Origin of the sequence: Clostridium sp. AF27-5AA (assembly GCF_003478415.1) — a bacterium.
Classification (GTDB): Bacteria; Bacillota; Clostridia; order Lachnospirales; family Lachnospiraceae; genus Otoolea; species Otoolea fessa.
Genome location: NZ_QUFH01000003.1, coordinates 148,776 through 171,405 on the forward strand (window position 1 = coordinate 148,776; position 22,630 = coordinate 171,405).

General features: G+C 48.9%; 15 protein-coding genes. 1 reads left to right on the plus strand and 14 read right to left on the minus strand.

Translation table 11 applies throughout. The annotated features are described in order from the left end of the window. Positions 1-4: 4 nt before the first annotated feature. The 4 genes from DWY89_RS04995 to DWY89_RS05010 form a co-directional block, all read right to left on the minus strand. On the minus strand, positions 5-811 hold the full coding sequence (locus DWY89_RS04995) for a TIGR03936 family radical SAM-associated protein (RefSeq protein ID WP_118523241.1): 807 nt from the start codon (positions 809-811) through the stop codon (positions 5-7). A gap of 13 nt (positions 812-824) precedes the next feature. After that, positions 825-2,693: a TIGR03960 family B12-binding radical SAM protein gene (locus DWY89_RS05000; protein ID WP_107001291.1), complete on the minus strand. Its 1,869-nt coding sequence runs from the start codon at positions 2,691-2,693 to the stop codon at positions 825-827. 294 nt (positions 2,694-2,987) lie between these two features. Next, positions 2,988-3,311 carry a pyridoxamine 5'-phosphate oxidase family protein gene (locus DWY89_RS05005; RefSeq protein WP_118467244.1) on the minus strand — a complete coding sequence of 108 codons (324 nt, stop codon included), beginning with the start codon at positions 3,309-3,311 and terminating at the stop codon, positions 2,988-2,990. Between the two features lie 82 nt (positions 3,312-3,393). Continuing rightward, positions 3,394-4,707 (minus strand): ATP-binding protein, encoded by a 1,314-nt coding sequence (locus DWY89_RS05010; protein WP_118524457.1) that lies wholly within the window; start codon positions 4,705-4,707, stop codon positions 3,394-3,396. 724 nt (positions 4,708-5,431) lie between these two features. Here DWY89_RS05010 and DWY89_RS05015 point away from each other — a divergent pair. Beyond that, complete coding sequence (locus DWY89_RS05015) at positions 5,432-5,782, plus strand: GyrI-like domain-containing protein (protein WP_279218422.1); 351 nt, start codon at positions 5,432-5,434, stop codon at positions 5,780-5,782. 10 nt (positions 5,783-5,792) lie between these two features. On the opposite strand, the gene DWY89_RS05020 is transcribed toward DWY89_RS05015, so the two are convergent. From DWY89_RS05020 to DWY89_RS05065, 10 genes are all read right to left on the minus strand, one after another. Then, positions 5,793-7,502 (minus strand): acyl-CoA dehydratase activase, encoded by a 1,710-nt coding sequence (locus DWY89_RS05020; RefSeq protein WP_118471956.1) that lies wholly within the window; start codon positions 7,500-7,502, stop codon positions 5,793-5,795. Beyond that, positions 7,499-8,779 (minus strand): 2-hydroxyacyl-CoA dehydratase family protein, encoded by a 1,281-nt coding sequence (locus DWY89_RS05025; RefSeq protein WP_118523243.1) that lies wholly within the window; start codon positions 8,777-8,779, stop codon positions 7,499-7,501. Before DWY89_RS05025 ends, DWY89_RS05020 begins: the two co-directional genes overlap by 4 nt. 331 nt (positions 8,780-9,110) lie before the next feature. Then, positions 9,111-12,173: a YDG domain-containing protein gene (locus DWY89_RS05030; RefSeq protein ID WP_118524458.1), complete on the minus strand. Its 3,063-nt coding sequence runs from the start codon at positions 12,171-12,173 to the stop codon at positions 9,111-9,113. 129 nt (positions 12,174-12,302) lie between these two features. Next, the gene (locus tag DWY89_RS05035; RefSeq protein WP_118524459.1) at positions 12,303-12,815 is read right to left on the minus strand and encodes a hypothetical protein; all 513 of its coding nucleotides are present in this window, start codon (positions 12,813-12,815) and stop codon (positions 12,303-12,305) included. Between the two features lie 165 nt (positions 12,816-12,980). Next, a complete protein-coding gene (locus tag DWY89_RS05040; protein ID WP_118523247.1) occupies positions 12,981-14,822 on the minus strand; it encodes an ATP-dependent helicase in 1,842 nt (613 codons plus the stop codon). Positions 14,823-15,103: 281 nt separating this feature from the next. Then, positions 15,104-16,561, minus strand: coding sequence for a glutamate--tRNA ligase (gltX, locus tag DWY89_RS05045; protein WP_118523324.1), 1,458 nt, complete (start codon positions 16,559-16,561; stop codon positions 15,104-15,106). 162 nt (positions 16,562-16,723) lie between these two features. Beyond that, a complete protein-coding gene (gene mgtE / locus DWY89_RS05050; protein ID WP_118467208.1) occupies positions 16,724-18,079 on the minus strand; it encodes a magnesium transporter in 1,356 nt (451 codons plus the stop codon). Positions 18,080-18,450: 371 nt separating this feature from the next. Then, complete coding sequence (locus DWY89_RS05055; protein ID WP_118523248.1) at positions 18,451-19,560, minus strand: hypothetical protein; 1,110 nt, start codon at positions 19,558-19,560, stop codon at positions 18,451-18,453. Between the two features lie 3 nt (positions 19,561-19,563). Beyond that, a complete protein-coding gene (locus DWY89_RS05060) occupies positions 19,564-20,757 on the minus strand; it encodes an ABC transporter permease (RefSeq protein ID WP_118524460.1) in 1,194 nt (397 codons plus the stop codon). Positions 20,758-20,767: 10 nt separating this feature from the next. Further along, a complete protein-coding gene (locus DWY89_RS05065; protein WP_118523251.1) occupies positions 20,768-22,582 on the minus strand; it encodes a zinc ribbon domain-containing protein in 1,815 nt (604 codons plus the stop codon). Positions 22,583-22,630: the final 48 nt, after the last annotated feature.

Sequence of the window (22,630 nt, forward strand, 5' to 3'; positions counted from 1 at the left end):
GCATTTACACAATCTCGCCTCCATACGCCTCAAGCGGCACATACTCCGGTGCGCCCTCGGCGCCCTCGTCCGCATACAGCTCCTCGCGCTCGACCTGAATAGCAAACGGGCGGTAGGTCAGCCCCAGGCTCTCATAGAATGCCTGCAATACCTGCTCCGGCTTTCCGTTTGCCGCACTGCCCGATAAGAGGCGCAGGAAGACACAGATTCCTTCTGCCTGTTTTTCCTCCTCAACCGTCTCATTTTCCAGATCCGGATACCAGTCTGCGACCATCGCCGGAACATACTCTTTCCGCTCCGCGATTCGCGCCTCACAGATCAGCGGACGCAGATCCACGGTTCTCTCGCCCTTTTTCGTCTGCTTCACAAACGGAATTGTCTCGTTTTTGCAGAATGTCAGGAATTTCCCGAAAAATTCTTCTACACTGCTGCCGTCCTCCGGTGCAAATCCCTCTTTAAACCAGAATGTGTAATCAGCAGCTGCCACCAGCGACATCGCATTCTTTGCCGTCTCCGGAAGCTCGCGGTAGCTGAGCACCTCCAGCCCCTCGGCGCTGACCTCATTTAAGCGGCGCACCATCCCGGTCGAATTTCCGCTGGAATTGACATCAATATCCACATACTCCGCATGGCTGATAAGCCCCACGCTGAGCGGAGACGCAAACGACATGATCTGGTGCGGGCTGAATCCTTCGCTATAACGGATATCCACTTCCGCCCGGCGCATCACCTTCTGGAAGTAACGCATCACGTCCAGATGACCGATAAAACGCACCGTTCCCTGTTTTTGAAATTTAATTCGTATCTTCATGACCGCTCCTTCCTCATGCCCGTTCTTCGAAACAGACTCCGCCGCCGTACTTACGGACACCACATCCCGAACAGCGCATCCGGCAGTTCGGCGTTACCGTTTCCGCCTGTGCGTTCGCCCACTCGCGTTTCAAGAAATCCTTCGTCACACCCGCATCGATGAAATCCCACGGGAACACTTCATCAAGGCTTCGCTCACGCGTCGTATAGAAATCAATGTCCACGCCGCAAGTCTCAAACGCCTTCATCCAGATATCATTGTTGAAATACTCTGACCAGGAATCGTAGATTGCACCTTTGCGGTATGCCTCCTCGATCACAGCTGCCACCTTGCGGTCGCCGCGCGCCAAAACACCTTCCAGCACGGTCACATCCGCCTCATGCCAGTTATAGCGGAGACTCTTCTTATTTAACATCTCCTTCATGCGGTGGTTGACGATGCTTGCACGCTCTAAGAACTGCTCTTTCGTGCACATCGGCGCCCACTGGAACGGGGTAAACGGCTTCGGCACAAAGAACGAGGTGCTGGCGGTTACCTGCACCTTGCCGTGGCGCTGTTCCTTCGGAACCGTGTCATAGTACACTTCCGCCACCTTCTCCGAAAGCTCGGCAATGCCCTGCATATCTTCCACCGTCTCGGTCGGAAGTCCCAGCATGAAGTAGAGCTTTACGCGGTTCCAGCCGCCCTTGAACGCCTCGGCGGAACCATTTAAAATATTTTCCTCGGTCAGACCCTTGTTGATAACGTTACGCAGACGCTGGGATCCCGCCTCCGGTGCAAAGGTCAGGCTGCTCTTCTTCACGTCCTGCACCTTGCTCATGACGTCGAGGGAAAATGCGTCAATACGCAGGGACGGCAGGGACACATTGACGCCCTTTCCGTCAAACTCGTCGATCAGGAAATTGACGATTCCCTCCAGCTTCGTGTAATCACTGGAGCTCAACGAACTCAGCGAAATTTCCTCATGTCCGGTGCTCTTTAGCATCGTCCGCGCCAGACGTTTCAGTTCCTCCAGGCTGCGCTCGCGCACCGGGCGGTATACCATGCCCGCCTGGCAGAAACGGCATCCGCGAATACAGCCGCGCATGATCTCAAGAACCACACGGTCCTGCGTCGCGCGCAGATACGGAACCACCGGCTTCTCCGGATACCAGGTATCGCTCATATCCATGACAAGCTGCTTGGAAACGGTCTGCGGCGCGTGCGGGTTGTTCGGCGTCATCGCCTCGATCGTGCCGTCCTCTTTATATGTCACATCATAAAATCCCGGCACATAGATACCCGGAATCTGCGCCGCCTGCTCCAGAAATTCCTTCCGGCTGCCGCCGCGCGCCTTGATCTCCTTGTAGCGGTCGATCAGGTCAAAATAAACCACCTCGCCCTCGCCCATATAGAAGAGATCAAAAAACGGCGCGATCGGCTCCGGATTGTAGGTACACGGACCGCCACCGATAACGATCGGATCCTCCTCGGTACGATCTTCTGCATGGAGCGGAATCTGTGATAATTCCAGCACCTGCAAAATATTGGTGTAGCACATTTCGTACTGGATTGTAATTCCAAGGAAGTCAAATTTTTTGATCGGATCCTGGCTTTCAACAGCAAACAGCGGAATCTTCTGCTCCCGCATGATCGGATCTAAGTCCATCCACGGGGAATAAACGCGCTCACAGTAAACGTCATCCCGGCGGTTGAACATATCATAAAGAATCTGGATGCCCAGATGGGACATACCGATCTCATACACGTCCGGAAAGCACATGGCAAACCGGACTGCTACCTTCGACGGATCCTTCTTCACCATATTCACCTCGCCGCCAATATAACGCGCCGGCTGGGAGATCTTGAGAAGGATTTCATCACTTAATGCTAATTTTCTCATAAAATTATTTTTACCTACATTTCTCATTTTTTGCGATGTGTTCATCGCTGTTTTTTAGTTCTTTTTTGTTCTTCTCCGTAAGCGTAAAAACACAAATTCTTGTCAAGTATTTTTTTGCAGACAGTTTACATAACTTTTTTTCACTCTTACAGCAAAAAATTGTTTCTGAAATACGCACAATTCTGATTTTTCATTTTTTTACGGACAAATCTGTTGCATATGTGCAGATCAGACCGCATTATTATACGGTATTTCCCGCGTTTCCGCAACAGATTCTTTCCCGAAAGAAATTTTTCAAACTCCTATCATCGAACTTTTTATCAAGTTTTCCGAATATTCATCAAATCCAGGAACCTCAAATAACATCGGCTCGATGAGCTTTGCCGTTCCCATGACCAGTACGCTTTTCAGCGCACCAAAGTCCGGGGGCTTTTCAAAGACAGCAAGACTGACATTTTTATTCCTCTCAAGTCCTATGAACTTCTCGCCGCCTTCTGTAAAAATCCAAAACTGGCCATCATGATAGCTATATTCCAAGAGAGTACATCGCACATAGTCACCGATTCCGGCAGCTAATGCACATACTACATTGCCGTGAAGGGACTCCAGAACCTCCATTTCATTAGTTCGCTTAGCGCGAACTTCTGTATTGTCTGATTCAGAACAAAAAATACCCCGTTGGTTTTGAGGTAAATTGTTATCAGCTTACCACATATATTGTTCTTTTCAAATATTCCGCAAGCATATATAACGGAACATTTGTCAGCCAGTCTTCCTGCTTATAATTTGACATACTGCTACGAATCGCCATGCCCGGCTTATATTTATCGCAAAATGCCCTCAAACTCCTGGCACGGAGATTCTGTTCTGCCTTCACCTCAATCGGAACGCAGTCTAAATCTCCCTGCAACATAAAATCTATCTCTCCAGTTGATCGTGCTGTTGCAAAATAATAAAGCGGATATCCTGCAGCGTGTAACTCCTGTGCAACATACTGTTCCGTAAGTGCCCCCTTGAATTCTTCAAAGATCCGGCTTCCCTCCAATAGAAGTCTTGCTGATAGTCCGGTCTTTGCTGTTAACAATCCCACATCGAACATGAACATTTTAAAACTGTTCATTTCCATGTACGCAATCAGTGGAATATCTGGCTTTGATACTCTATAGCTTTTCAGGATTAACCCTGCATCTTCCAACCACTGAATTGCAAGTTCAAAATCTTTTGCCCGTGCACCCTCTCGTAGTGCTCCATACATAAACTTACGATTTTCCTTAGCCAATTGGGAAGGAATCGAATTCCAGACCATCATGATGCGCGGAACAACTTCCTTTGGCGCATGTTTGCTAAAATCCTCTTCATAGTACTGCAGAAGATTGTTTTGGATCTCACGTACCTCAAATAGATCATCGGAATCAATATATGTCTGGACTACTTCTGGCATTCCGCCCACATAATAATACTTTTTTAACAAATCCGTATATTTCCCGGCATATGCATTGATCAGTTCATAATCTTGGGACCTCAACGCTTCATGCAACCCCTTTTCACCAACTGCCAAAATGAATTCATTGAAGCTCATAGGACATAATTTTAAAAAATCAACTTTCCCAACAGGAAAGGATGTTCCCTGATGTAATGCAACACCGAGCAGGGAACCAGCTGCAATGATAGAATACTGCGGTGCATTCTCATAGAAATATTTTAAAGATGCCAGCGCCTTTGGTGCTTCCTGGATCTCATCAAAAATAATCAATGTATTTTCAGCCTGAAAACTCTTTCCGTACTCAATTTTGATTGCAGAAAGGATCCGCTTTAAGTCAAAGTCTAGGTCAAATACATCCTTCATTGCTTTATTATTATCAAAATTGATATAGACTGTATTTTCATAGAACCTGGATCCAAATTCCTTCATAATCCAGGTTTTTCCGACCTGGCGCGCTCCTTGTATGATCAGCGGCTTTCTGTTCTTTTTATTCATCCATCGTTCCAGTTTCGTAAACAGCTCTCTTTCCATTAAGAAACCTCCTGCGCAACATATACATCCAAAAGCATCTGTATTCTATCTTAACACTTTTCAGGGCATATTTCCATTGCTAAACAGCATTTTTGCGGACATTATTTTATTATAAATCACATTTTTTCGGTTAATATTATTATAATTCCAACATTTTTTCGGACATATTCATTCTTCCAGAAGCGCCCATTTGACGGCCTCCAGATAGACCGAAAGCGTTTCTTCTTTTTCGTGTTCCAGAAAATGGGGGAAGGTTCCGCTTGGAATACAGTTGATTTTTATAGCCATATGTAAAGTCTTTTTATATTGCAAAAAGCTATACCATAGATATAAGGATTCCAATCAGTATGCTTCCCGCACCGTCCAAAGACATCAAAAATGAGGTGTCCTATACAGCCTGATTGGGTAAAAAAATACCCCTTTGGCTTCCCAACGAGGCATCGAAGATTATAATGTTTTAATTTGATTTCTGATTTCAGAATGTAGATGCATTCTTGGATTTTTATTCACTTTACAGTCCAATCATATAAAATTATCCCTGGTATCACTCCAGGAATCACTGAATCAGAAACAGGCAGAATACACAGAAGATGAATTATTCTTCCATACAGAAAATAAAAATGGTCGTATTTTTCTCGAGACGACACCGGAAGAATATCTGATTCTCAGCGATCCGATTCATACAGATGACCATCAGAAAATCATCCAGGCTCTTTGCCGCCACATCGGTTACTGCAATGCCCACGCTCTAAATGCCGGTCATCCTTATGGAGCCATGCTGGATGTGGCAGATTTACGAAAAAATCATCTGAATACCTATGCTTATTTTTTCACAAAAGTTATAACAAAACCGAAAAATCACCCCTATCACTTAAAACCGGCCGGAACCTATGCAGTTGCTTACTTAATGGGAAATTACTATGACTCGAAAGACACCTACGAAAAACTCTTTGATTGGATCGATGAACACAAGTTTAAAACCGGCAAATACTCTTATAAAGAGGCTGTGATCGACGAATTGGCCACAGCCTCTCCCAGTGAATATCTGACGAAAATATCGATACAAGTGTTTTAACCCTGCCGCTTCATCGCGTTTCCTCCGCACTGCCTTTACATTTCTCATAAGCAAATAGCGCCGCTCCCAGCGCACCGCAGAGCTGCGCCTCATCACAGATATAAAGTTTAGCACCAAGCTTCTCTTCCAATGCCTGGATGATACCCTGGTTCTTCGCTACACCGCCGGTCATCATATATTCGCCTGGATGATCCTTTCCAAGGCGGGCTGCCAACGCGCCGACTTTTGAGGCAACTGACACATTTAAACCGTGGATAATATCTGCCACATCCTTATTCTGTGCCACCAGCGACACGACCTCCGACTCTGCAAACACCGTACACATGCTGGAAATCACGATATTATGCTTCCATTCCAGCCCTTTCACACTCATTTCCTCCAGGGAAAGTCCCAGCGTTTTCGCCATCATTTCCAGAAAACGTCCCGTTCCGGCGGCACATTTGTCATTCATCAGGAAATTTTTCACGGCTCCCTGCCCGTCGATGCTGATCGCCTTGATATCCTGCCCGCCAATGTCGATGATAGTGCGGACATTCGGATTCAGATAATTTGCGCCCTTGGCATGGCAGGTAATCTCCGTGATGCTGTCATCCCCGCTGTCAATGTAGGATCGTCCATATCCGGTCGTATCGATCCGCACGATCTCCTCTTTCTTAATTCCCGCTTTCTCAATCGCCAGATCCAGACTCTTCTCGGCGCTCATCATCGCACCGCCGCCGGTCGGAATAATCATCGTCGATTTAATTTTTCCATCCTGATCCAGTATGACCACATCCGTACTTGTCGAACCGCTGTCGATTCCCGCTACATAAAAAATGCCCGACTCCATCTTCTTTCTTGCCTCCTCACTGATACCTTTTCCCGGATCCATATCCTCTGATCCCTCGATTGTCTCCTCAAATGCCTGAATGCGCGTCAAAAGCTGCCCCGCGCTCTGGCTCGTAAAATCAGTCTCAATCTTAAGGAGCGGAACCTTGATATCCCGCTTGATACTCGCATACTCAAATCCATAATAATCACAGAACTTGATCGTGTGATAAATAATTCCCTTTAAATTCGGATCCAGATACAGACGGTTTCTGCGGATCGAACGGTTCATGCGGAAACACGGCATCTGTCCCAGCAGGACGTCCGCGTAAGAAAGAAACAGCTCCTCTTCCTCCATATTCCACATTTCATCCTGTACGACCGACAGTTTCCGACCACCCGTACAGGTCAGATTTTCCACATCCATCTGGATATTGTCCCGGATCATATCCTCCAGAATGCCGCTGACCCGCACGCCCAGCACACCAATGTACGGCTCCGTGTTCATTTCCGGCGTAATAAAGGACTTGATAAAAGCGCGTTTATCAAACACTTTCCCGGAATATGCCTCATATGCCTTTTTAAGCCTCCGGATCGTACCCGCAAATTTCACTTTTTCACATTCATTATCATCATGCGGCAGATCCAGCATATATAAAAACTTACATTTTCCCGTGCTCTCCACGATATCGTAAACGCGCCGCATCGAATCGCAGCAGTTTACCAGCACCAGCTGTTCAACCTTTCCTTCCAGCACTGCCTGAATGACCGATTTTCCAAAGCCGCACAGATTTGCATGTGCAATCTGATCCGACTGTTCGAAATTTTCCGGCATTTCCTCCAAAACAGAACATTCTTCTCCAAACCCCCGGAACAGCTCGATCGGGGTGTACTTACAGACGTAATAAATCATGCGTGTTTCTCCTCCTTGCCCTTTTCCAGCATTTCCACAAACGCCTGAAGCCGCGTCGATACCTGACCGTCGCTGGTATTGGCGGGGTTGCAGCCGTCACCGTCGAGAATCATCGTCGGAAGTCCTGTCTTTTCTAAGGACTGCTTAATCAGGCTGGATGCACCGATCGTTCCCTTACAGCCCCAGTGGGCAAATAAAACAGCACCATCCGATTCCGTGATTCTGGCAAGTCGTTCCGCTTTCTCAATTCTCTGTTTCACACTGCCGTTGTAAATGCAGTAGACCATTTTCTCTGCCATCGCCTCATACGGGTCTTCCGCATGCATCTCCTGAAAACCATCTGCGATGAAATCACAAGCGCGGATGTGCATTTTCTTACTATAATTAAAAATATCCTTAACCGGCTCCTGTAAAAATGGCATGATGTGCATCCAGATTACCGAAAGACCATCTCCCCTCGGTGACATCCGCACATCGCGCAGAAGTTTTTCCGTATAGGTAACCGCCGTCTCTGAGCCAGCCATCAGATGGCACATAAAAAGCGCATACAATTCATTCGTCAGAGAGGTCACCGGGTCATGCGCACACCGCAGGGCAAGCTGTTTTTTATAATTCGCCGCCGCTTTCCGGCTGTTATCTACCGCACTCCGCACTGTTTCCTCCGAAATCCGTCTGTCCGTCGTCTCCTCCAGAAACCGTTTCAATTTCCGCAGCTGATCCGCCACATACAGAACCGATTCCCGGTTTTTCTCATACGGAACATCAATATAAAAGCCTGGACATTCAAATTTATCCTTTAAATACGGAAACGTCATCATATTTCCATCACACGCAAGGTTCGTATAAATCATGCAGTTCGGTTTTGGCAGAATCCCCGTCAGCGCCGCCCCCAGAAACACCCTGTGGTACGAACACATCGTCTCCGGAAATCCTTCTTCCTCCGTTTTCCGAAGAAACGTCTGCTCACACTTCGTTCCCGCCATAAAACAGGACATCGCCTCCACTGAGTACGGCGTCAGCCCTGCCGCCATCACCAGCTCTCCCGGCACAAATATGCTGACCATCGCCGCATTCTCCGGTTCCGACAGCGACTGAATGATATTTTTCATAACCACCCGCGCCACATACTGTCCCGACGACGGCAGTCCCCGATCCGGCAAAAACTGAAGCTTCTTTTCCTGCAGGCGGTATCCCGCAAGAAGCAGCCGACGCGCTTTTTCCGGATCCTTAAGCGCCTGGCTGCTCACCCTATTTCCAAATTTTTCAATTACATCCATTGTTCTTTCTTCCATTCTTTTAAGTTCATTTTTCTGTCATATCGCCCTGATGCAGATGGATATGGTTCCGCGCCTTTGCAGACAAACGGGCATTCTTTATTATAGTCAGTTGGATGGGAATTGTAAATATATCGGATATGAAACGCGAAACAGAGGGGGGAAGAGCTTTTCACCTGTGACAAAATCATCTATATTCCAAAAAACTGAGCAAACAACCACCTATCATTTCCTACAAATTCTGGTGACCGTTTTTCAATTTTTAAGACCTCAATATGAGCAAAGAAAAGCGGCTGACCTCCCGATCAACCGCTTTAAATAACTCTTTTTCCTATTATCTTCCCGCTTCTTCATCCCAGCTGCCGTCTTCTTTCACGTACCAGCCGTCCGGTGTCCGGCGGTTTGAATACATGATGCCGGCACTGCCGTCGTGACTCGGATTCAGGTAATACCATTTTCCATTGATGAACTGCCATCCTGTAAGCATACCCTGGTTTTCGTCCATATAGAACCATCCCTGGTACAGGGTGTCATAGAGCCAACCGGTACTCAGATATCCATCAGCGCCAAATGCCCACCATCTGCCGTTGACTTTTTCCCAATGGAATGCACCGGTATTGCCCATAGGCCAGGTGCCGTCACTGTAGCGGAGCCACCAGCCTCGGGCATCCTTCATCCAATGGCTGTAACCGTCATTCACTGCCTGATTCGATGCACCGGTGATAACCCCCTGCTCCTCGCTGCGGTAGCCTTTCTGGCTATCTTTGGTTACTGTACCGGAACTTCCGCTGCTGCTTTTTCCACTACTGCCTTTTCCACTGCTGCCTTTTCCGCCGCTGCCTTTTCCGCCGCCTGAATGACTGCCTGAGTTTGAAGACGCTTGCTGAATCGTCACATCGACTGTTTTTACCGCATCATTGAAATTGGCCATCGAAGCTTTCACATATACCTGATAGGTTCCCGCATCGGTAAAGCCTGGGATCTCACTCTGATAATCCACTCCATTCTTAGAATAAGTAAATACTACTGCATCCGGACTCACATTTGAAAGACCGGTTTCCACAGATGCATGGATCTGCGGCTTCTGTTCGGTACCATTGTAGGTAAGCGGATCTGCCGACACAGTCATGGATGCAAAATCACGTGCTATGATGCTGCCTTTAATGGATGCGCTATTTTCTGTCAGCTCATAATTCTTTGCATTGTCACCTGCTAACGTGATATTTGCCGCCTCAATATTGTGCTCTCCAACATCCGCACTCTGATATGCCAAATTCACCTGGTCAGCACGAACATCCTGAGAATCAGGAGTGCCGGAATCACTGTAAAGCTGAACGGATAAATTCTGCTCCTCCGTAATATCTGTCGTTCCATCATAGACTTTATCGAAAGAGCCTCCTGTTATCCGTGCATTTAATTTACACTTGTCGATTGTAAATATAGCTGTATTCGATTCATTCTTATAATTTCCCTGTCCCAACAGATGGACAGTGTATGTTCCAGCATCTTTTCGCTCTTTAACTATCCTATTATCAGTTCCTGTCCAATATGTCCAATCTTTGATTGTATAATCCGCCTTATCCACTTCATCTTCGGAAGCTCCCTGCCAGTTCTCAACCACTTTGATCTCCGGGCTCCAGGATTGACCATTATAAATGACGGTCTCTGGTTCGAGTGTTACTTTTGTATCTGCAAACCTCCGTTTGATAATACTCGTTGGGTTGCCAGAGCAAAATACCTTCGACTTGTAATTATCTACTGTCACTCTTACAAATACAAACTGACCCGACTCTGCTACATTCACAATCTTCGGACACTCCGACTTCCACTGATCTTCTTGTAAATCATCCGTACTACTTGTACTCTTCAGCTGATATTCATACCTTGCACCACTAGGAATGCCACTTGCGCTAATGAAAGCTGCCGGATATCCTTGGGCTCCCCTATATTCATCGCTGGCAGCCGTTACGCTCAAGTTCCAGGAATCAGGAAACTTTGCTTTATTAACAGTCAATGTTATACAAACCGGATTTTCTCCGGCTTTATAGAATCCACTTTCCTGTGTATTCACCTCGATTTTAAATACACCAGCCCTGTCCACCTTCAACTGACCCGATTCCTTGTCAATCGTTCCTTCTCCTTTATCACTTCCTGTATATTCAGCAAGTTCATATTGCAGGTTTCCGGCCCTATCCGGTTGATGAATACCCGCAAGGCTTGGAACATCGATCAACATATTGTTGCGATAATCTGCAATTATTTCCGTTTTACGAACTGTAATTGTATCTGGAATCTGCTTTACACCATCGGGTAGACTTCCGGTTCCGCTGATTGTACCGTTATTGATAAATCTTCCGTTTTCTTCTTTTACAAATGGACCGTTTGAAACAAATTCTCCTTCATTGGTAAGTGTGCCACTATTAATTATCGTACTTTCAGAGGTTACCTTTCCGCCTCTTGCAACAGTGAAGGAACTATTTCCAGTAATGTTTAATCGATCCGTATTCAGTTCGTTGGCTTTGATCGTTACAGATCCAAGCCCCTGCAAAAATCCTATTCCACCACTATTAGATTTTGTTGAAATTGTTCCACCTAAAAGTTCAAAAGTACCCTCATTCTCAATTCCGGGTTTCCTACTTCCAGTTGCCGTTAATGATCCACCCTTCATCCGGAAATTTCCACGGACAAACACGCCATTCTTGCCTGTTCCCGCAGCAGTAACAGCGCCTCCGTTAATATTTAAAGTTCCATTGCTTCCCACAACAATGCCCCCTGAGAATGAAGCGCTATTTTCTCCCCCATCGGCAGTTGCTTCTATCGTTCCACTTTCTATCGTCAAGTTACCTTCGACTGCTATTCCGCTGGATCCATCCCTACTTGTTCCTGTCGTTGGAGAATTCTTAGCTGTCAAAGAAGCGGGTGCTGTTCCTTCCTTAATCGTCGCTCTTACATTTTCCTTAATTTTGAGGCCAACTCCTCCAACACCTTTTCCTTTTCCCTCTAATACATTGCTTCCATTTAATACTATCTCCCATGTTCCCCGGCTTAACTCAAGGTTCTGTATGGTAGTAGCATTCGTCATTCTTAATTGAAAGCTATTTTCTCCTGAATTAGTAACCTCTATACCGCGATCGTTCAATAAATTCATTACGTTGTTGTTAAGACTAGAAAACCCACTCTCATCATAGGCAAGGCCTTTAGAAGGTTCCCCTTTTTCAAAATTTACATTTAACACAACATTATTAGGATTATATACCGTCAATGCCGCCTGGTCTCCTGTCACAGATACTTCCACCACCAGCGCCTCTGCATCTTCCGCCAGTTCATATGCCTCCGGCAGCTCTGCTGCAAACTCATAGGTGCCTTCCAGCGGCCAGCGGCCTTCTTCATCCTGCACATACTCGTTACAGCTCCAGCCAGTGATCGAAAGTTTTTCCTCTTTACCAGCTTCGCTTTCTTCTCCGACCTGGGCAACAATAGCCTCTGGTAAGTACTCCGTGACTTCTTCGAAGGATGGCTGGGCTTCCTAGGTAACTCCGCTAAGCTCTAATTTTCCATCCAGCAGGTTCTCTTCCGGATCATACCAGGACCAGGAGAAGATCTGGGACTTCACAGCCGGTATCACTGTTCCGCCTGGAACTGTCGTATCTTCCATATCCGATGGTGTACTGACGGAAGGTGCATCCTCCTGTTTCTCGTCATCCTCTGCTTTGTCAGCAGAATCCTTCTGATCGTTGGTTTCTTCATCATCCGGCCCGGTTTCAGAATCGTCCTCGTTCGTACCGGAAGACGCGGCTGTATTCCGTATGCATCCGCTTTCTACAGTGCAGACGTGGGTACATTCCGTCGGCTCTTCTCCTATCTGGGACGAGGTCGCTTCCTCATCCGGCTCGCCGTAGCACTCCTCGGTATGCACATGAACACATTTTTTCCTCTCCGTCTTCTGCGGCATATCCGCCCATGCTGTATTTCCAAATAATGTCGATACTGCCAATGTCATTGTCAGACACACCGCTGCTGCCCTTCGTATACCTTTCATTCTCCCATCTCCTCTCTGTTTACCTTTCATCTATTTTGACGCCCATGAAGATTAATTCTCATGATGTTATTATTAAACAATTTTCAAAAAATGTCAATAAACCGTACACAATATATGTTTAATACCGTCATTTATATGATTTCCCGATTTTCATTGTGAATTTCGTTACCTGCTATCTCCATCCCGCCCCAGATACTCCCACACAAACCGCGATACTTCCGCCTTTTTATGGTACCTCTCCCGCACCGCATATACATGCAGCCGGGTCTTTGCACGCGTCATTGCCACATAGAACAGACGTCGTTCTTCCTCCATATCCTCGTCCAGCATCGCGCGGCTGTGCGGTGTGATGCCCTCATTGGCATCGAGAATATAGACAATGGGAAATTCCAGCCCCTTGGCGCTGTGCATCGTCGCCAGCGTGATCGCATCCGTCTCCGTCCGCCGCTGCGCCGCCTGCCGGAGCAGTTCCTCCTTGTACGCCTCGATGTGTGCAAACCACTCGTCAAAGGTCTTGAAACCCGCCGCACTTTCTTTTAACTCATCGGCAGTCTCTAAAAGTTCCTCCGGCCGCATCCGCCGGAATGCCGCATACTCGATCAGATATTCATCGTATCCCATGCCCTGGCGGATATAATTGACGGCTGCCAGAGGTGACATCCGGGCGATCGCCCGCAGATCCCCTTCCAGACTCTCGATCCGCTCGGCAATCCAGTCTTTCTCCGCATAGAATGCCTTCATCTTCTCGAACGAAACCGTCTCATCCGGCATCGCATCCCGGCTGATATAACGCTTCGGACGGTTGATGACCTGCAAAATATCTTCCCGCACCCGGCTTCCCATGGCGATCCGGATATAGGTCAGGATATTTCGCGAAATCCAGTGTTCATAGAGGTTCGGCACCGTATCCCTTGTCCGGAAGGGAAGGTTGTATTCCATCAGCTTTTCCATCAGAAAACGAGGACCAGCATTGGTCCGGTATAAAACTGCGATATCCCCCGGCCGCACTCCCGACTGCAGATACAGCTGTATCTCCCTGGCAATGGCCAGATTTTCTTCCCCCGGATCCTGCCAGAGCTTCGTGATCACGTTCTTCCCATGCCGTCCCGTTGTATGGATGGCCTTTGAAAAACGTTTCTGGTTTTCTCCGATCAGCCGCAATGCCGGTGCCACGATCTCCTCGGTGCTTCGGTAATTCACATCCAGAAGAATCCGTCCGGCACCCGGATAATCCCGCTCAAACCCCAGCATAATCTCCGGTTTGGCCCCACGAAACCGGTAAATCGACTGATCATCATCGCCCACGATAAAAAGATTATCTTCCGGCTTGGCTAACATCCGCACGATCTCATATTGAAGTCGGTTGATGTCCTGAAACTCATCAATCAGGATGTACCGATACCTCCTCTGCCAGGCAGACAGGATATCTTTTCTTTCCGTAAAAAGTTCCAGACACAGCACCATCATGTCATCGAAATCGATGAGTCCGGCCCGGCGCATTTTCTCTTCATAGCCCGCATAGAGCTGACGGAAAACTGTATCCGGACAGTTTTTGGAATAGTAATGTTCCAGTGCAATCCTCTCTCCCTTGACAGAGCTTATCTCACTTAAAATGGAGGCTGCAAACTCATTTTCATCCTCCGGCTCCAGACCTCCGGCCTGAGCCAGCTCCCGGACAAACTGCATCTGCTGCTCTTCCCGGACAATATTGTCAGCGGTATATCGGTATGCCAGCTTTAAGATCCTAAAAAAGATCGAATGAAAAGTACCGAAGGTGACTCTGGAGCCGCCGCCGGTCAATGCTTCATACCGCTCCCGCATCTCCTCGGCTGCTGCCCGGGTAAAGGTAATCACAAGAATATCCCCCGGATCGATTCCGTACTCCTTCGTCAGATACTGGACCCGATGGGTGATCACCGTTGTTTTCCCTGATCCCGGTCCCGCCAGAACCATCATGGGACCATCTTTATGCATGATTGCCTGTGTCTGTGCTTTACTGAATGCCATTTCCTGTTTCCTTACTCCACAATTCAAGAATATCTCGGCATATTTGCTTCGAAATTCGCATTTTGATGTGCAAGACATCCTTCTGCCGCGCATCTGAAGCAAATCTGTCAAGTACAAATGTAAGAAAAGTGCGCCTTGGAATGTATTTCTCACAAAGCGCACCTTTTCACTGCTTTTCATGCATCTACGATACATGAAAAAGCAGTTGTTTATTTACTACCTACTGATTTAATCTGCGAAGCCAAACTTGCTTCAAGTCGAACATCGACGGTTACGACAGCCTACTGCTGTGCCTCCAGAAGTTCAATCCCCTTCTTGATACGGCTGATCGACTCCTCCTTGCCAAGCACTTCCATGATCTCGGTCGCGCCTGCCGGCGTCATCTGCTTGCCGGATACAGCGGTACGGATCGGCCACATTACAAAGCCGGTCTTAACGCCCTCTTTGGATACATACTCGGACAGCGCCGCGTACAGGGCGTCGTTGGAGTAATCTTCCTGTGCTTCCAGAATCGGCAGAACATCTTTTAATACCTTTAAGGATGTCTCCAGATTGGTCTTCATCTTCTTGTGAACATACATCTGCGGATCATACTCCGGCAGTGTCTCAAAGAAATCGATGTGTCCCTCGATATCCGGGAAAATCTCGATTCTCGTCTTAACCATCGCCGCGATCTTCTTCAGAGCCAGATCCTTGGTGATTACTTTCTTGATGTACGGCTCTGCCATCTCATAGAACTTATCAAAATCCATCGCCTTGATGTACTCGCCGTTCATCCATTTCAGTTTTACCATATCGAAAACAGCCGGAGATTTGCTGATATTCTTGTAGTTGAACTCTTTTACCAGCTCGTCTAAGGAGAAAATCTCCTGATTATTTTCCGGTGACCAGCCAAGCAGGGCAACGAAGTTGACAACTGCCTCGGAAACGAAGCCCTGATCGATCAGATCCTGATAGGAAGAATGACCGCTTCGCTTGCTCAGCTTCTTGTGCTCCTCGTTCGTGATGGTCGGGCAGTGCACATAAACCGGAACCTTCCATCCGAATGCGTCGTACAGACGGTTGTACTTCGGTGAAGAAGACAGGTACTCGTTACCGCGGACTACATGGGTGATCTGCTGTAAATGATCGTCCACCACATTTGCGAAATTGTAGGTCGGGAATCCATCCGATTTGATTAAAACCATATCATCCAGCTCGGAGTTATCTACGGAAATATCTCCGTAAATCTCATCGTGGAAGGTAGTCTTTCCCTCGGTCGGATTGTTCTGACGGATGACAAACGGCTTTCCTGCCTTTAAGTTTGCCTCTACCTCTTCCTTGGAAAGGTGCAGGCAGTGCTTATCATAGGTCATGATCTCTTCGCCGTTTACTTCTCTCTTTAAGCTGTTTAAGCGTTCCTGATCGCAGAAACAGTAATAAGCTTCGCCTTTATCGATCAGCTTCTTCGCATATTCCATGTAGATGCCCTGTTTCTGACGGTCGCTCTGTACATACGGGCCAACCGGACCTCCGATGTCCGGACCTTCGTCATGCTTCAGTCCGGTATCGCGCATCGTATTGTAAATGATCTCGGTCGCGCCTTCAACGAAACGCTCCTGATCGGTATCCTCGATTCGCAGGATAAAATCGCCGCCCTCATGTTTTGCAATCAGGTATGCGTATAATGCAGTTCTTAAGTTTCCTACATGCATTTTGCCTGTCGGGCTCGGTGCGTATCTGGTTCTGATCTTTGTCATACTTTTCACACGGCTGTCTGGAAGCTTATGTTCCAAACAGTTTTTCCTTTCCTAGAAATAATTAAAATATTGGAATTATAAAATAAAGTAACTGTTCCGTAAGTCTGCGCATTTACTGCGCTGACCATACGAAAACATGGGCCAGCAGGCAGGTAATTTATATCACGCCTTCATATTCAGCAGATGGCACGCCAGCTGGAAATAAATCATCAGGCTGCACGCATCCACGATCGTCGTGATCATCGGCGACGCCATGATCGCCGGGTCGAGATGGATCGTCTTCGCCGCAATCGGAAGCACACATCCGATCGTCTTCGCGATGATAACCGTGCAGAACAGGCTGATAACTACCGTCAGGCAGATGAGTACCTGCCCCGGATACTGGATCATCAGGCGCACGAAATTGACAAGCGCCAGAGAAAGTCCACAGAGCATTCCCACGCGGATTTCTTTCCACATAACTTTCAGAATATCCGCCGGTTCTACCTCGCCGACCGCCATACCACGGATGATCATCGTGCTCGCCTGGCTGCCGGAGTTTCCGCCCGTATCCATCAGCATCGGAATAAACGTAACCAAAAGCGGAATTACCGAAAAGGCATTCTCATATTTTAACAAAATACCGCCGGTCACCATACTGCTCAACATCAGGATCATCAGCCACGGAATACGATTTCTCGCAAGCTGGAACACGCCCGTCTTCAGGTACGGCTTCTCACTCGGCAGCATCGCCGCCATCTTCTCGAAGTCCTCCGTCGCCTCCTGCTCCATGACATCCATGACATCATCGACCGTGATGATGCCGACCAGACGGTCTTCGCCGTCCACAACCGGTAAACTCAAGAGGTTGTACTCATTGAACGTCTCCACGACCTTTTCCTGGTCTTCCGTCGTATACGCCTTGATCACATGCGGATCCATGATATCGCCCATGAGCGCCGCATAATCATTCATCAGAAGATCCTTGACCGTCACAACGCCCTCTAAGCGGCGTTTTTCATCCATGACGTAGCAGGTGTAAATCGTCTCCTTGTCCACACCATATTTCCGGATATAATCAAATGCCTGCTCCACCGTCATATTTTTCTTGAGTCCCACGTACTCCGCCGTCATGACGCTTCCGGCGCTGTTTTCCGGGTAATTGAGGAACTGGTTGATCAGTTTTCTCGTATCCGGGCTGGAGTTCTGAAGTACGCGCCGCACGATCGTCGCCGGCAGCTCCTCCAGCATATCGACCGCATCATCGACATACAGGTCGTCAATGATGGCACGCAGCTCATTATCCGTAATACTGGTAATGATGTGCTGCTGCTGTTCGACTTCCAGACAGGCAAATACCTCCGATGCCAGCTCTTTCGGCAGCATACGGAATACAACGACCGTCTTTTCTGAATCCAATTCTTCGATAAATGAGGCAATATCCACCTCATTCATCTCGACCAGCTGGCTTTTCAGCTCCCGGTACTTCTTCCCGGACAGCAGAGCCAGCAGCTCTTCTTTCTTCTCTTCTTCTAACATTCCCGTCTCCTTCCAAAATATTGTCATTTTGGAAATCGGACAGGCTGCTCCCTTCCTGCTCCTGCACACAGGCAGAATGCCGGAAACTTATCCACAGATGCGGCAGTGTACACAAGGAATCCGCTGTTTGCAGCTGTCATTCCTGCAAATGCATGTGTACGCTGCCTTCGGTTCTGGGTAGCTGCCGTCTGATTCCGCCTTATGACTCCGGCTTTCCATTGTGTTCACTCCTCTCCTGATTTTCTCGCATGAAAACATCCGGCAGATTGATGCTCGATACCGGATGTCTCTTTTTATTATAATAATTGAATGAAAAAATAGCAATCTTTTTATCGAAGTTATCCAAAAAAACGTTGTAAAAAAGTAATTGTTCACGGGTAGACACTTTGGAAACCGAAAATGCCGCTCAGATACCACCACGGCGGCAGCAGCTTTCGCATACCCGCGGCTCCCGGCAAAAAGACTGAAGCGTCAAAAAAGATCGGGCAGAGCAGGAGGCTCGCAAGGATAAACACCGGAATCAGCGCCGCCAGAAATCCCGGCTTCCGGCAGACTGCCAGGCATCCAAAGGCATACATGGTCACGAAGAAGAGATAAAAAAGCAGCTTTCCCGCCTCTAAAAGCGGCTCTGCCCCATTTCCCGACGCCAGAAGCGCCGCATAGGCCGAAATGGATGCTAAAAAGACAAATGCCGCGATCTCCGCCGTCTGCAGCAGCCACCGCTCCCGGCTCCGGACCGCCGCATAAAGCCCGCGCTCTGCATCCTCGCCCGCCATGACAGCTGCCGCCAGCCCCATGATAAAAAGGAAAACCGCCGTCAGCCCGCGCACCGGAAAGACCACCTTCATCGCCCCTGTCTGCAGTGCCGTTCCTCCCTGTAAGGTCTGATAATCAAAGGTAAAGGTGCTTCCGTTGCTGCGGTATTTTTCATAGAGTTTCATCAGCACGCCGCACGCCTTTTCCCGCGCCTCCGTCGTCTGGCAGCGCGCCATCACCGTCTGGAATGCCGCTCCATTTTTCCCATAGTCTGCCAGCAGTTCCCGCCCATACACCTCGAACAGTTCAGAAAATATCTTTTCTGATATAATTTTCTCTGCCACCGTGGACGGCGACACCAGCACGCGGACCGCACGGGTATAATGCCCCTCGTCCAGCCGTTCTTTTAATCTCTCTGGAAACAGGTAGGCGCACTCCGCCCGTCCGGTCATAACCGCCTTCTTTGCCTCTTCCTCCGTCCCGCACGGATAAAAGAAAAATGAACGGCTCTCTTCCGATTCCAGTCTTTCTGCAAGCGCCTGATTCCACGCATCCGTTCCCGGGCAGAGCGCCACCGCGATCCGCCCGGAATCCCGTTTTTCCACCTGATGGAGCACGCCCATTCCCAATGGAAAGATCAGAAGAAACAGGAGGAACACCGGGCGGTAAAGAGCCCGCCGCAGCGTCATTCCAAACATACAGAACCACCACGCCAGCTTCCGCATCCGTCAATCCCTCCTTTTTCCGGCGGCAAGCGCCAGTGCAAAGCATGCCAATGCCGCCGCAGCCAGTTTCCACAGCACCGAAACCGCCCCTGTCTCCTCGCCCGAAGCAATAAAGCGGATTCCATCCATCCAGAGCGCCGTCACCGTCATATTTCCGACTTTCTGAACCAGTTCCGGCAGAAAGACGGACGGGATGATGCCGCCCGCCAGAAAGAGAAATACCACATTGACCGCAAACAACGTCAAAATCGCCGCTGCCGAACTTCTGCACACCTCATAAAACAGCAGAATCCACGCCGAAACTGCCGCGCAGGTCAGCCCCCACGCCGCCAGTTCTTCCCGCCCCGCCAGCGCATATCCCTTCTGCACCGCCCAGCCATAGCCGCCCGCCGTGACTGCCATCAGAAGAAGCGTCATGCACAAGCATTTGCAGAAAAGCGGATACCACCGCCGGATCCCGATGCGCCGAAGCCCCTGTTCCAGCGCCTCCGTCTGGGGAGCCAGAAACGGTGCTGCCGGGATTCCGGTAAGAATCATCAGAAATACAATCCCCGAAATTCCATAAAAGACCGCCGTCGATACATTCCCTGCAGCGCTGACCGTTTTCTTCCGGAAAAGTGCCTCGCGGTTCATCGCATATTTTAAAAAGATACGGTTCAAATCCTGTTCAGACACCGAAATCTGTTCCGGCACTCCCTGGATATTTAAACATTCATTTGCCGCGTAGATCGCCGCCTGCGAAGTGCCAAGCATCGAACTGCCCGACTCCGCCAGCTCCCGGAAAACGGCGCCTTCCAGCCCGCTCTCATCCGGAAACCAGATCGTGGCGGGCTGGTTCGTACCGTCCAAAATGCCGCGCGCCATGCCGGACGGCACCTCGAAAACCGCTTGAAGCTCCCCGCTTTTCATCTTTTGAAACGCTTCATCGTGTTCCAGATACGAAAAGTCGCAGAGACTTTCCACGCTGTCCAGCGAGGCAATCATTTTGGTTATCTTTTCCGAAAGCGCATCGTCCTCCGGAAGCACCACGCCCACCTCGATTTTCTTTAAAGATGTTTCCCCATATAAAACCTTAGACGCCGAAAATGCCGCCATGCCGACGAGCAGCACCATCACCGCCAGCCCTGCCAGAAAATACGGCAGCTGGCGGAGCAGGCGCTTTCCGGTCAGCAGCAGATATATCATATATGTTCGCATTTTCCGCCGCCTATGACATGACTTTCAGGAGAATTGCGAACAGGTTGCCTGTTATCTCCGTTGTGACCTGGTTATAATCCTCCTCGGAGGAAGCCAGCACATCAAATGGAACGCCGTCCGGCTGCACGATCTCATCCTCCAGCGGGTTGACATAATAGGAACCGGCAAATTCAACATAAGAACTGCTTCCATTTAACAATGTAGTTTCCAGACGCAGGGAATCCATATCGATATGGACGCTCTCGCCCTTTGAAAGGTCGCTGACCGCGCCATTCGTCGTGAGCGACGCCTGAGACGCACCGTTACTCTGCAGATCCAGCTTTACCTCATAGCTTCCGTCCGCGATCTGATAGTCGCCATCCAGGATAAACTGGTATTTCTCTTCGTCGCCTTGCAGGGTCGCAATTACCTGACCACTCCAGCTCTTTCCAGCCTCGTAAGCGCTTGTTTTATCCAGGGAAACCGTGATAATCTGACCGTCCGAATCCTCAATATTTAACGCCCCATTCACATTCGACAGCATGTTGTAACCGCCGCCAAAGGAAACATCGCCGTAAAAACGGACATTTTCTTCCTCAACCGTTGCATCCGTCTCATAGGAAAATCCAGCCATTTTGCCGTCTTTTCTCACATAGACATCCATCGTCACATCCCCGATGGTATTTTCCATTTCCTCTACCAGATTGTCCAGCACCGCTTCCGCCTGCGCCCAGAGTTCCTTCTGCTGTTCCTCCGGATCCACGCTCTCTCCGTCCCCGTCCGCTGCATAGATGCTGCTTGCGTCGCCTGCCAGTTCCAGATAGCGCACCACATCCTGTTTGAGTGTCTCATCATTCAGGAAAAATTCTCTCGTCGTCTTTGCAAAGCGAATCAGCGCATCCTTCGGCAGAGTCACATGGTAACCGCGGCAATTCTCGCTCTGTCCGTCGATCGTAAACTCTTTTTTGTCATTCTTAGTGACGGTCATAGCCGTTTTGAGGTCATCAATCGCCTTGCTTCCCTCTTTGTAGCGGTTCCAGAGTGCTTTCAGATCCATCATCGGCTCCTCGTCCGAAAGCGCTTCCTTGTACTGTCCCAGATAATTTGCCAGCCCCTCAATATCAATCCCCTGCTCTTCGAGCTTCTGCGCCGCATACGGAGAATTAATGAGCTGTCCTTCCAGATCATTGACATAGTCAAGGGTAAACATACGGCTGGAAAGTGCCGGAATCGCCGCCATGATCTGTGTATCATCCATGTAAAGCTGTGCGTCCGCCAATTCTCCGCCGCCATACTGCAAGGAAAGATTTAGCAGCTGCCGTCCGCTGTCCACATCGCGCTTCACATCCAGACCGATGCCCGCACCGCTCATCTGGTTCAGGGATTCATCGAAAATACCTGTCATGCTTAACTCCATACCCGTCTGCGCAGATCCCTTCTGTAAAAGGTCTTCCAGCTCTTTCGTCCCAAAGATCTCCTCAGACGGATTTAACTGCCCTTCCGCCGTGATACTCTTGAACGCATCGATCACTGTGTCCTTCGGATCTGCCTGATGGCTGAGCATCACACCGCCGCCGATCACGGCCACCGCTGCGGCTGCTCCGGCTGGAATGAGCCATTTCTTCCTGCCGGAACCATTTCCGCCCGTTCTGCCACCGTCACTGCCGCCTGCAGCATTTCCACCGATTCCGCCGCCAGCACCAGCGGATCCGCCTGCACTGGTTCCATCCGCTGTGTCAGATGCGGCCGTAAGCGCCTGCGCCGCTGCCTCTGCCGGGTTTAGCGGGGTTGAATTGTTTGACATGTTTGTATTGTTTGTATTGTTTGCATTATTTCCCTCTTCCATCTTGTACCTCCTCCTGTTTTCTCACTCTTAAAACGTTACTGTTCACGC